The organism is Sphingobacterium yanglingense (genome assembly GCF_004363245.1).
GTDB classification, from domain to species: Bacteria; Bacteroidota; Bacteroidia; order Sphingobacteriales; family Sphingobacteriaceae; genus Sphingobacterium; species Sphingobacterium yanglingense.
In genome coordinates this window covers 612501-626301 of the sequence record NZ_SNYV01000014.1, presented here as the reverse complement: position 1 = coordinate 626301, position 13801 = coordinate 612501, and the positions used below count along the sequence as shown (strand labels likewise).

Sequence of the window (13801 nt, the reverse complement as noted above, 5' to 3'; positions counted from 1 at the left end):
TCACCCCTTACAGAATCGAAAGTCCACTGTACGGGGATTTATTGACGTACAATAACACATCATGCAACAGAACCTTAATTATCAATTTCTAAAAGTTGTTTTGGCAAAGCATCCCCCCTAGCGATGAGCTGCTAACAGCTATTCTCGACCAAAGTCGGGTCAAAAGCTACGAAGCAAAAGAAATCCTGCTACATGCAGGCGAGATCCATACCAAGATTGTACTCGTACAAGAAGGCAAAGCCGTGTCATTAGAAAAAGTACTTTCCTACACTATTAAAGATTATCACAGCTTAAAAAAGAATATATGCTAACTTACCTGTCATCGCACTAATTAATTCTACTGCACCTGACAAAGAATTTTAAATATAACCTATAGAAAAATATATTCACCAATTGAAACATTTAATACTTATATTTAAGCATAATCTGAGATTAAGCAAATTAACAAATTTAAACCAATCTTCTTTTTAGATCTGACGTCAAATCTTTTACAACAGACAGAAATAATGCGCCACTATGCACAATTCTAGAGTTTATAAACCAACACCATTATGAAAGTAACCAATCATCGATTAACAACCAACCACGTATCTGAAAAAATCAAGCACGAAACCACTAAAAACAAAGGCGGACGGATGAATCCCCAATTTATCATCATCCACTTTACAGCCGGGAGTAGCGCCACCTCCTCTATCAACTGGTTTAAAAACCCTAACGCCCGCGCTTCAGCCCATATCGTAATTGCTCGGGACGGAACAATCACGCAATTGGTCGACTTCAACCAAAAAGCATGGCATGCCGGTCAGAGCCAATGGGCCAACTTCCGTGGATTTAACGATTTTTCTATTGGCATAGAGCTAGACAATCCAGGAAGATTGCATAAGGTTGGTAATCGTTACCTCTCCTGGTTTAAGCAGGAATACCCTATCGAGAATGTTGTGGAGGCTAGACACAAACATGAATCGACCCCTTCCTTTTGGTATGAATATACACAGGAACAGATCGAAGCCTGCTTTGAATTATGCCAGACGCTAACAAAAAAATACAACATCCAGATCGTCCTGGGACACGACGATATCGCACCGTACCGGAAAGACGACCCGGGTCCATTATTTCCAATGGAAAGTTTTAAAGCCAAACTATTTGGACGTACAGGCGACAGCATCGATACCTACACGGTGAATACCGATAAAGTCAACGTACGTAAAGGACCGGGTACCTCTTTTGAATCTTACGGCACCCTATCCAAAGGAAGTAAAGTTGAATTTGTAAAAAGTCAGAACGAATGGTTTCTGGTATCCTTATTAGAAAATAAATTCAAAGATCAAGATGTGACCTCCGGATGGATACACAGCAGGCTACTTCAAAAATAAATCATTAGATTAACAGCTCATTTAAACGTTGCTTCAATACCTGTAGCATACCGAGCTTATCCACATTGGAGATGATAGACCCCAGGAAGATCAGGTGTTCTATCTCTCCTTTTACATGTTTTACATTTCCATATATCTTCAAGGAGTTTATCATTTCCTCTTCGAAAATGCGATAGTATTCTCGGATCTTATTTTCGTTTGCGCAGAAAACAAATCTGCAACCAGCTACTTTTGCCAACGCATTGAATTGATAATAGTTGATATAGCCCGTGCGCTCAGCTTCTAATCGAGCAGCCCACACATCAAATTGACGATCCAGGTCGAAACCTATACCTAGAGCCTCCGGGATCGACAAGGCTTGTCCTGCCGCTAAACCATAGGAAGCCAAAAGGTAATTGGTCAGGGGGTATACCTGATCCACAAATGGTTGGGACAGCTTTGATTTTAGATAAGATTTTTCAAATAGCGTTTTCATCTCTAGAAGTAGGTCCTGCCGGGTATTGGTACTCGAGAATATAATGGACGCCCGTTTACACATGGAGCCCACATGCGATAGGCGGTCTGAAGTATCCCCAAGGGTCATTATCACCCTGCATTCTTGCAAAAGACGGAACATCTGTTGCTGTAAGTCAGCCAATTTATTTAAAGACAACGTGCTTTCATTCTCCTTAGTGAGTTCCATATAGTTTTGCAAGAGTACCTTGGTCGAGATGCTAAAGCCCTTCTCAACAAGCGAAACAGAAAAGTCTGCATGGTCTTTTTCGAAGAGGATACCGATATGTTTTTTGGCTTCGATAAAGTTTCCGAGCTCGGAATAAATCAATGCATACCGCTCAAGGGCTCCATCTGTTTCTAGGTGGTTGTTATCTATTCTAGCTTTTAGTGTATTTAATTGTAGTATCTCGGCATCTACCTTAACAAGTTTCGATCGAATATAGGAAAGGAAGTTATCTAGCTCTATGATAGCCTGGCCACTGGTCACTAGAGGCTCCTCTGTGTTACTATTCGGACTTTTTTTATTGGTCAGCCGGTAGTAATAATCCCCATAACATTGATAGGCACCCCAGGTATTGGTATTGGGGTATAAATCAAAGCAATGGCTCCTTGCTCGCTGTACAGCCGCCCCAAATTCATACCCTTCAAAAAGTGACGCATAAAGCTTCCGGGCGAATTCGAATGCAGCCTCATCATTTACAGCCCATCCCGTTACAACTACCGCTTTTACCCCCATCTGTATCAGTTGCGTGCCGATATTAGCCGCTAATTTGGGCCTATGTCGTAAGTATTTATCATCAAGCCCTTCTATACTGCCCGAATAGCAGCAATTGATGAACATAAATTCAGGAACGGCACTCAACTGATTGATTGTGCCGGGTTCTAAAAACATACCGTTGCCCAGTACTATACCAGCCACAATACGTTCTTCACCATCCACACTCAATCGCTCGTAAACGCCATGCGCAGCGACATGTACAATTTTGTAGGTATCTGCAAAGAGTGTGACTATGATATCCGCTGGCGATGCATTGATTAATGAAGTAACAGTATAGCCATTGTCTTGTACAAGTTGACTAACTAATTTGCCCTCTTCCGCAGCAGCAGGCAACTGACGAAAGTTGCTCCCCCGATAGTCAGGATCACCTATTACTATGGCCGTATCTTTTTCTACCATGATCGAGTTGGCCCTGTAATCATCGGTAATAAGTTTTCTGATTAAGCCCGTCCCTACAAAAGTAGGCACCTCCTCCACCAAGGGGTCTTCCTCTTCGTAGTAATGGAACATTTCCCAAGGAAACTGTGCGGTATATTCATCCATTTTCCACAGTACATTGTTCTGGTTACGAAGTATACTTTTAAAATCGTTTGGGATCAATAATTCAAAGAGGCTCTTCGAAAACTTAGGTTCCCAGGTAGACTTATTAGACAACTCGTTGGATAGATGTTCTACAATACGCAAATCGGACGACACAATATTACGCTCTACACGGGCTCTGCCCGAGGTAGAACTATAGGATAGCCCGGTAGGCTTGGTACGTTGCCTATCGTTGTATAGAGCCGTCGTATTAAATACATGCCACCAACTTGCTGTACGATCGGCACTGATCCGTTTTTTTCGCCCCTGACCTATGCGTAGTGGCCTTACTGCGATATGGGGATCGCTTTGTGAGCGTTCCATCGCTTTGAGCGTCTGGTAGCCCAATTGGGCAATATCTTCGTAATAATCGATAAACTCCAACTCTTCAACAGGTGCCAATCCGATATCGAGCTTAAGTATTTTACGGTTTGCGCGCTGTACGCCCGAGATAATGGCCTGCAAGCTATCGGCTATGCTCAGTCCAGCGTACGAGTTGCCGATAATGACCGAAGAGATGGTAGAACCTACCTGCTTATTCGAAATATTAGAATAGTTGTCCCGAAAGAAGAAGGCATACTTGATAACCGCCTTTTCGACGGATTGGGAGAGCAGGTAAGGGGTTAAATCATCGACTTTGCCCAGGCCGATCACTAAGCCACCCTTGGGTTGGCTCTGCCCTTGATAGGTCACTTCACTCTCTCCGATATCGCTCGGATAGTAACCTAATTTATGCCGTTCGCTCAGGGTTTGGTTTAAATAGCCATCCAGGCTTTTCTCCGCGCTATAGATGCCATCGTTTTTGAAATGACCGACCATCACCGGATAATTGGCGTAACATAGATCGGCGTTGACCATCGAAACCCGTAGTGTCTCCGTTTGATTGGTATCGGACTGCGCACCGTCATCGGTATCAAAGATCGTATCCAACACATCATCCGACTGACCTGCCAAAGCAAACTCTTCCTGCTTCGTCTTGACCTGCAGCCCGGCTGACCTATTGGATGATCGTATCCGATTAGTCGGCAATGGCTGCCCTGACTTCATAATACTGGTAATATGCCCAAAGACCACTTCCTTATTTGCCAACTGACCATGCGAGACATCAACATATCGAATATTTTCTGCGGGGAGTTCTTTAGGGATACCTAAGTCATAGGTTACTGATCCATCGCCTTCTGTCGTGGTGGTATACCGGAGCACTTCACCCGTAAAAAAACCTTTTTTGATATAGTAGCCCTGAACAGTATCGCCCTGACCAGCAATGTAGAACACTTTCGACTTTGCCTCCCCCAGATCATAGCCTTCTGTCTCGTTTCGATAGCGCTGATAGTGGTTCAGCATACTATCCTTTGGCAGGACAAGGTCTCCGACAAAAGGCTGCAGCCGCTTCCAAAAGGCGGGATCCTGAAACCCTTCATCGGTAAAAGGCAACAGCTCGAAGACACCTGGAAAACCGTTGACCGCCTCTAGTATCCGTTGCTTGTTGTGCTTCCAATCAAGTAGATCCAACTGTTTGATCCGCTTGGAGTGGCCAGTTAGCACCTCCATAATCAGATGGGAGCCTTTCCAGGGCGTCCCCAACAAAATAAGATTATTCTTGTCGCGAAGGCAGAACCGCTCCCATAAGGCTTTATGTTTGTGCATAAGCTGCTTGACCAACAGACCGCCCATGGAATGGGCAATAATATGGATAGGTTGGTTGAAATTGAGGTAATTTTCCAACAGATCGGCAAAAGCCGAAACAGTATCGAGCAACGATTTACGCCAATCGAAAGGATATACTTTTACATCATTGTCTTTAAGCAGGTACTCGCCCAGCTTCTTGTAGTATTTGGCGATCACCCCGTCGGCAAATACATAATCGGAAGTAATATCTAGATTATCCACAAAATCTCCGCCTAGTATACGCGGGATATTAAGCCATACATTGCCTTTCTTATCATTGAGCAATGAGCCCATAATTCCCGGCAGGAGTATCACGATTGGCTTATCGCCCGAGACATTATTGTGTGTGTAGCGCAATACCTTGAGCTGAAGGTCTATCCCTCTACTATCCGTATGTCCGGCAATCAAATGAAATGCGTACTTATTATCAGTAGTGATACCTTGAAGCCCCATCTGTATACAATGCCGCGTATTGTCATTGCGGAAATAATTAAAGTGCGAGGTATATTCATCCTTGGAGAGGTACTGATATACCGCTGTGGCTCTGGCTAGGCCACCTTTCATCGACTTGGTGTCCACTACAAAATCATTGCCTTCCCAATAAAACAAATTGGATAGAATGACGGATAAGGTATTTCCCAAACCGGCACCTACCTGGCTATCGCCAGCGATAACAAATAGTTTGGAATGGACCCCATAACGTTCCGAATTATTTATTTTTTGGAAAACCGACTCAGGCACCATGGCCCATAGGCCGGGCATTAGTTGTGCATCAGTACGGCTGTGCACTATGTCCAACAGGAATTCCTTAACAACATTGTATAGCAAATTGGTTTTGCTACCCAGAAATAATCCGAGCGTATTGAGCAGTAAATTCAGAAAATGATCCAGTCGGCTCCCCAAGAGTGTGGTGCCAGACGCAGGACAGGCTACCCGCACAAAATGTCGTATCGTAAACGATTTGATTTTGGATAACTCGGCTATCCGTTCTAAAACCTTGCCCAAGGCTCCATCTTCTTCCACAAGGGCACGTTTTTCATCCGCTGAAAAGCCGTAAGCTTCTACCGCATTCTGACTATCAAATCGCGTGAGGAGATCACCTATTAAACCACCCCTAGAGTGGGATAAAATATCTAAGGTAAGGTGCGACGGTAAAGACTCTAGGATAGCCAGCACATTGTCCAAGGGTGATACCGATAGTGTAAAATGCTCTAAACATAAGATATGGTCGTAACTCTTATAAATCGCCTCCCAAGTGCCCCCCTTTAAACCCGAAAAAGACCCTACAGTAGACGATAGCGTACCGTGCAGCAAGAGCAGTACGCTGCCCGTGATTTGATCTGAAGGTAAAAGTGCCGTCAGATTAAATTCCTGATCTACTTTGTACAATCCCTCCTGCTCGATAATACGACGGTCGGTCCGCTGGGCAAGTTGTTTTGCAGTCTCTCCAGCCAGATTCGACTTGGGACTAAAGATGGTCAACAGCTTTAATACACCACGCCCGATACTACCCCGATCTTGGGAATCGGAATAAATCTCCAGAGGTAATTGCCAGCCATCGACTGAAGTTAGCCCCCTACTCGTCTGGTCAGGAAATAAATCCGGAAGATCCCCCAAATAACCAGTCCAAGTCGTCCCATCCGTAAACTGAACCTCGCCAATAGCGGCTGCATCCAACTCTTGTTCCTGTCCCTCTGTACTCCGGTCCGCCCCCAGTGCAATCACACGGCTGGGCAGGAAATTATGAAACGTAGATTCTGTTGGTGCGAGAGCTACATCCTTCCCGTTTACCCGGATACGGCTAGCTGTAGGCAGATTGGTCTTGGCCATGGATTGTTATAGGTTCTTGATCGTAATTAAAATTTATCTTCTTCGGTTTATTACATCCCTTCCAAATGGTTTATCCGGTCAAAAACAAGACTAACTTTTCTTACAAAGAAATGCAATTTAAATATAGAATATATAAATGAAATATTGATATTATAAAAGAATAAAAAAACACAAAAAATATTAAAAACCTACAAAAAAGACAGATAGTTAAATTATTGTTAAATTTAAGTTCAAAAAAATAATTATCGATATTCAATTGAATTTTAATTTATATATTAGCATCCAACAATTGCTTGTATAGACCTGTGAAATATTGAATCTGCAATTGTACTTTTTACAATTATAAGCTCTTAAAAATCGGATTATGTCCCATTCACTTTGCAATAAAGCGGCAGGATTCTCTATTGAATCTGCTGGTTCCTATGCCGGTAAAACGGTAAATTTTAGTATAGCGCTAGAAGAGAATATTTTATTGCCCAGTGACATATTATCCTGCGAATGGTATATAGACGGCACCCTGCTGGACAACCAGCACGACTTGGTATTGCAAGGAAGTCTGTATTGTGGAGATCACGTCGTAGCAGCCAGATTATTGACCTCAACAGGCTGGACCGGATTAAAATCTGCCCCGTTTACCAATTGTACGATCCCTGTTAGTTACGTACTGGAAGGCCCTAGCACGGTAAATGAAGGCGATACCGTTTCCTTTTATGTGTTTGCAACTTTTACAGATGGTAGTAGGCAGGATGTAAGCTATCGTTATACGTTTACGGCAGACTATGGAGGCAGCTTTCAGGGGCAACAGTTCCGAGCAGCACAAATAGATGGCCAGCAAGACCTGCAGGTAGAGATTAGTGCACGTACAGCGGATAGTCAAATTCTCAAGAAATCTGTTCTTATCAAGAATACCAGTGAACCTCCGGTCGATATTCCTGATTTTGACTTTATGGTACTGCGGTTCATATGGCAGGAAGGTGCCGGCAGGGATCTGGATATACAGGTAGGATTTGAAAACAGCAATACAACATATGACAATCGCTACGTCGGCTATGGAAACCCGAACAGAACGCTACCTGAAAACACCGTACCCGAAACTGATGCTTACTTATGGTGGGCAAAGGACAATACGCAGACTACAGGCGTTGAGGCTGTGCTTTTGAATATCAAGCGATTCGTTGCCGATCACCCGACAAGCGGTGCTATGGGAGACTTCCTTGGCCGAGATTTTTTCAGTATGGATTTCCACACGTCGACAGTCAATAATAGACTCGAAGTGGGCATGTACGCCGTATGGTATGGTGGAAGTATTGATCAAGGACGATTTGATGTGGAACTAACCTGCTATAAAGGCGGTGAAATGCAGATTCAAGATAGCAATTTTGTTAATATTGGCGGAACTGAAGTATCGAGCTCTGTCGTAGCTGCACAAACCAAACGTTCTAGACCTACTTCTATTAATGACTATTATAAAGTAGGTGTCTTGGCCTATAACAAAGAAACCAAGCAAGGCGTATTACATATTTACCAAGATCAAACCAACAATTAATCGACCAGCGCATGAGTACTATATTCCAGCCCAAGTCTTTTTTCTTTACCGATCCGAACAGCATAACACAAGATGCGCTCCGAAGTTTTGGACCGCAGTCGGCAAACGTTTTTAATATTACGGCCAGCTTTCAAAGCAGCGGTGCAAAAGCTTACGCTATTTGCAAGGGGACTGTCTTGATACAGCCACAAACTGGCAACAGCAATCTGGTCAATCTAATATTACGTCCGTTCTCACAGCCGATCAATGGCTTGCCCATACGCTACTTTGTGTACCGAGGCCTACGTGTACAGGATTTCTTTAACGGGAATCTAGTCAAAGATGCGGGAACCAACGAGTCTGACTATATCAATAAAGCGCAGCAAGCTTTTGAAAACTACTATACTTCCATAGAACAGCCCAAACCTCTATTTGAGGCAAAATACATAGGCTATGATCCTGCAAACCAATCTGCGGAACTCGATATTGATAGTTTGTTCTTCAAGCAGGCACAGTACCAGTCTGGAGAGGAAGAGCTGCAACAGGCCTTTGAGCTCCCGATGGTGCAGGCAGGACACAGCTTGGGTTATTTTGCACAGGGAGAATGTGGTATGGATGTGATCTTGAGTTATGGAGACTATAAACTCGAGAATCCTATTGACGAGTTTGCTTTCAACCTAGAGTACGCACGTGCCCCCCTAGCAACTATCGATATTACCAATGTCAGTGACGAATATAAGTCCAAACGGATCAAAGAGCAGGTGCAGCAGTTTATCGATGTTGCGGCCTTCTATGGCTTTCATGCCGGCAACGGTACTGTATCTGTATATGAAGGAAGCGCAGTAGCGAAAAAGAAAGAAGCAGCCATATATGATGCAGTGGTATCCAAATTCTATTCGAAACATCGATTGTATCTGTATATACAGTCCGATCGTGGGCGTTCGTATGATTTTTATGGGAATTACTACCTAAGTGATGCTTCGGACAACAATATCCGTATCGGAGATAGTAGTGAAAATAAAACAGCATACAAGTTTGGTTCGCAGGGCTGGCCAGTGCAAATCATAGAAAGCAATCAAAGCCACAACACTACTGTCAACGAAATTTATATCAACCTCGTAACCGACAGTAATCCAAATGCCATGCTTTATGTACAGGTAGGATCGCTAACCAATGCCGTAAAGAACAACTTTATGGATGCCGCTGCACTAAGCACACCCGAAAATCCGGACCATTTGTGGATCAATGATTATACACCGGATTTAATTTTGGCAAATCCGGCAGTCGGAGCCCCTATGAATAAAGAGTTCATCTCAAACTTTAATTCAATTATTTATCAAGGAAAAACACTCGAATATGGAGTTAAAACCATTACAGAAGATGACGCAGAACTCACACAAATTTACAATAGCGATTTTTTCGATGACATATTCGACCTCTTGACTGCCAAACCACTACTCAAACAAAGCATGAGTAATGACTACATGGTATTATCTTCTCCACATATAAAACAGATTGGTTTTTTAGAAGATACTACCCAAAAAGTAATAACAGCAGTACAAACTTTAATTGTTCGGGACAGTATTCCTAATATAAACAATCCTGAAACAAAGGTCGAACGAGTAAGTTATATCACTGAGCAGTCTGACATCCTCAACTATCTGATGGATATACAAAGCCAGCCCTACACTGTAGATACAATAAATTTTTCTGCTTTATCAAATAGCACCACAATATCCTCCTTATATCAATTACCGGATCCTTATTTTTATACTATAACTGAGATTGTTGACGGCACACACACAATCAAAGGTATCTCCTTGCACGCAAAGGACAATAGCAAACCTCTAAAAATTATAGTTGGTATAACATTAGAGGAAAATAGTCGCATACAGGATATAATAAGCATCAACTCACTCTCTAATCCAAGATTGTTTCTCACCGAATATAATCAAGAAATTAACACCTTTACCGATGAAAAAGGTATACGATATAAAAAATATAAGCTGTCTGTTTCAGGGGAAAACGAAGAAAACATCCCCGAACTTCATCTTCCCCAAGCTGAGATCATACTATATTCGCTCGACGATAATTACCATTTTTCCAGTGATTACAGCCTACAAATGACTGAACAACCTATTTATTTAATCCGAGAGATCAATCTGTCAAAATAATCTGTTATGAAAGTAGTTATCTTATATGATGGTACCCCTGTAAAACTACCAGCTTCCTTTTTCCCTCCAGAAAAAATACTATTTGATATTCATGGTTTTTTATTTCGGTTTATATATATATTTAAATATGGTGAGATAGAAACTGAAAATCACTGTAGGTATTACACCCTTTCCGATTTTAAGCAACAAGATCGTAGTAGTTTTTCCGATTTGGAAGGATATTACATGGAGCGTGATTACTTAACTTACATTCAACCAAACGGCATTTTGTCCACAGGTTTTCCCATAGCTGATTTACGTCAAAAAAAAATTGATTTAAGAAAATATATTGCAAATGTAGGAGAAACAATTACGATAGACACCTTGTATAATTGGCAACCCTTCGATTATTACTTTAGCAAAGCGCAATTTACTTTTCAACTAGAGTCCAAATCCGAAAATAATTTAGTGAAAAACTATAGAAAAGAAGACCTTGTTGACAATAGCCTCATTCTGGAAATAGATATACCAGAGAGCAACCTAAAGGAAGTGGTAGATATTGACTCGAAGTCCACTCCCGACGGTGTATTTTACAAAAACAATTTCCTCCATCATTTTATATTTCAAAATGCTAATACAACTTTAACATCGAGGTACAAACATATCTTTACATTAATTTCTTTCCAAATACACTTTATTACTACCGAAATATTAGAGGAAAGAATGAAGGATGTGATAAACATCCAACGTGTGGATGGGTATGCAGACTCCCTAGAAGAGGACATCAGTAATCTTCCTGGCACCACGCTAGAAAAGATTGTATTCTATATAAAAAAGCACTGGTGTTATTACTATGATCCCAATGCACCTACAGAACAGATTCACAAGGCTTTGCCAGCGCCAACATTAAACACATTAGATATTGGTGAATTAAGAAAATATTATAACACCTTACTCACACTATATTCAGCATTATACACATACAGTTTTGAGAGCAATAATTCGGCAGGACAAGAAACTAACCTATTATTTGATTTACTCTACATAATTCCTGACAGGGCCTTGCTTGCGCTACCCTATTCTGCGCTATTACTTGCTACAAAAGAATTTTTGGCACAACAAAAACTAGGTGAAGAGCGCGAACAAAGCCTTGTAAAAGTTGTGGCTGCTATTGCGAAACTTGAAGGTAATAAAGAAGATTTTTTGGATTTTCTATTTATCAAAGATACTGTAAAAGACAAAAGCATTACTAATTTTGAAGTATTATATAAACTTTTAGATGATGCAAGATTAGAACGTTACACAATTGTAAATTGGTTTGTTGACGAGAAACCAAATAGAAAATATTTCAATTATGCTATTTATGAGATATGGAAACAATCTAAATATAATTGGGAATACATTCCTCCTCCACCAGATCTCCCCGTTGATTTCTGGTCAGATAACCCTGTATTTAACCCAGAGCTAATTATAGAGATCATAAGTAGCGACATTGTAATTGAGGAAAGGCAAAAAGGTAAAGCGCATGATTTTGATACAAAAATAGAAGGTCAAAATATACTGATTAAAGCCTGTACACGTTATGAAGTACAGACTAGTATAAGCACAAAAACTGATCTCCTAGTTACCAAGACAATCCCTATTTATGAGGATCTTGGAAAATACCATCTGTACCAACCGATCGTATTAACAAACTATCACGCGAATCAGGAGCTCCAGTTACTGGATACACTTGTTTATCCGGCGTTCTTGATTCATTATATTAAAGAATACGACAAACTCAGAGATTTTGACGCCTTGGTTGATCTTGGTATTAACTTAGTTATAGAAGCGGCCTTATTCTTTGGTACCGGTGGAACAGGCTTGTTACGTCATCTCAGACATATAAAATATGCTACCAAACTAGGACAGGCTTTATTTCGGACAAAAATACTCGACCCCAATACATCCGTCCTATTATGGCGGGGCATCACCGCAGCGGGAGAAGCCATTTCTATGACAGCAGGGATGCTTGCTAATGTAGGTGTGTATCTAGAAACAGAGGAAAACGATCCCGCCAAAAGAGAAGTATGGGAGAAGTTACAATTCCTCATGCTATGTGCCTCTATTGCAGCCGCTGGAGTATCTATAAAGGCAAACCAACTTACAGCGCAAGCGGCAGAAGACGCTTATCAAGCATTTATCAGACTCCCTACAGGAGTCACAATAGATCCTGATGCCGCCGAACTGATTGCATTGTTCCGTACGCGCTCATTAAATGACGTTAATACTTTTGACCACTTTCTACTCGAACACGATGCTTTGACCATTCGCAATTGGTTCAATAATAGTCCTGAGTTGACAGATAGTTATCGAAAACTCTTCATGGGACAATATGGTCTCTCTAAAATTGAGCAGATACATCTGCTCAATGACACCGCTGTACTACAGACCTGGTTAACACTAGCAAAGGCCGGTGTAGAACGTCCACTGAGAAAACTAGCTACTTTACTGGAACTTCATCAAAACCAAAGCCGTATGACTCGGGTAGTGCAACTATATGATGAAGTGGATGCAAAGAATGTATTTGAGGCACTGGATCCCAAGGCTTGGGACGATATGCTCAAAACCTTTATATTCAAGCTAAAATCCGCAGAAGTTTCTGAAATCATCAGCAGAATAAAAGAGCGTCCTGCTCTGTTGGTAGACTTTATGAAAACGCACTTCTCGATAACCAAAAATGGAGCATTGGACAAACTGAGTGTAGATAATATTTTCGATATTATGCGAGCTAATCTATCAGATCAGCATATCCTATTTTTGCAAGTTAAAAATAGTCTATCCCGTGAAAAGCTAGCTACACAATTCAGGCGACAACTAACTGAACACGAGACCGTCAGCAAGCAGCGTATCACCGCACTTATGGATGGAACAGCCCCTGAGTTGCAAGGTATGAATACATTACTTAAATCTGATGCACAAAAAATGAATGTTCTACTTACTAAAGTGGATATTTACGACGGAAATACACCCATTATTATTCCCTCACGATGGGATATATATCTATCTTCAAAAAATATAGGAAATAACTTTATTGGTGGACAGCCTCCATCTTTTGTAAAGGATATTTCACCTTCCTCTAAGAGCAAATTTAACGCATTTAAAGCTCAAGCAATAGATGCAGAAGGAAAAAAACGACTAAACGATACCGAGATGAAGTTTATTTTCCACTTTCTAGAGGAAGCTTGGTTCCAAGGCAATCGTTTTGTGATTCGAATAGAGTCTACCCTCAAAGTATGTAGTAGCTGTGAAGCCTATATGGCTTACCTTAAAGAAGTCGGAAGACAATATGGGAAAGAAATAGAAATACATTTGAAAGATAACGGTGATGTACTTTCGTTTAAAGATTTTTTAAAATAAA

6 protein-coding genes are annotated in these 13801 nt (G+C 41.4%); 5 read left to right on the top strand and 1 reads right to left on the bottom strand.

Features of this window, described 5'->3' with window-relative positions; all coding sequences use genetic code 11:
- Window positions 1–95: 95 nt before the first annotated feature.
- The gene (locus CLV99_RS13850; protein ID WP_133585083.1) at window positions 96–311 is read left to right on the top strand and encodes a cyclic nucleotide-binding domain-containing protein; all 216 of its coding nucleotides are present in this window, start codon (window positions 96–98) and stop codon (window positions 309–311) included.
- Between the two features lie 240 nt (window positions 312–551).
- A complete protein-coding gene (locus tag CLV99_RS13845) occupies window positions 552–1373 on the top strand; it encodes an N-acetylmuramoyl-L-alanine amidase (RefSeq protein ID WP_133585082.1) in 822 nt (273 codons plus the stop codon).
- A 4-nt stretch (window positions 1374–1377) separates the two neighbouring features.
- Here CLV99_RS13845 and CLV99_RS13840 read toward each other — a convergent pair whose 3' ends face one another.
- The gene (locus CLV99_RS13840; RefSeq protein WP_133585081.1) at window positions 1378–6723 is read right to left on the bottom strand and encodes a DUF7379 domain-containing protein; all 5346 of its coding nucleotides are present in this window, start codon (window positions 6721–6723) and stop codon (window positions 1378–1380) included.
- Window positions 6724–7087: 364 nt separating this feature from the next.
- On the opposite strand from CLV99_RS13840, the gene CLV99_RS13835 reads away from it, so the two are divergent.
- Genes CLV99_RS13835 through CLV99_RS13825 form a run of 3 tightly spaced genes read left to right on the top strand, consistent with a single transcriptional unit; the run spans window position 7088 to window position 13800 of the window.
- Window positions 7088–8269, top strand: a complete 1182-nt coding sequence (locus tag CLV99_RS13835) for a hypothetical protein (RefSeq protein ID WP_133585080.1) — start codon at window positions 7088–7090, stop codon at window positions 8267–8269.
- A gap of 11 nt (window positions 8270–8280) precedes the next feature.
- Complete coding sequence (locus tag CLV99_RS13830; RefSeq protein WP_133585079.1) at window positions 8281–10422, top strand: hypothetical protein; 2142 nt, start codon at window positions 8281–8283, stop codon at window positions 10420–10422.
- Window positions 10423–10428: 6 nt separating this feature from the next.
- Window positions 10429–13800 (top strand): hypothetical protein, encoded by a 3372-nt coding sequence (locus tag CLV99_RS13825; RefSeq protein ID WP_133585078.1) that lies wholly within the window; start codon window positions 10429–10431, stop codon window positions 13798–13800.
- Window position 13801: the final 1 nt, after the last annotated feature.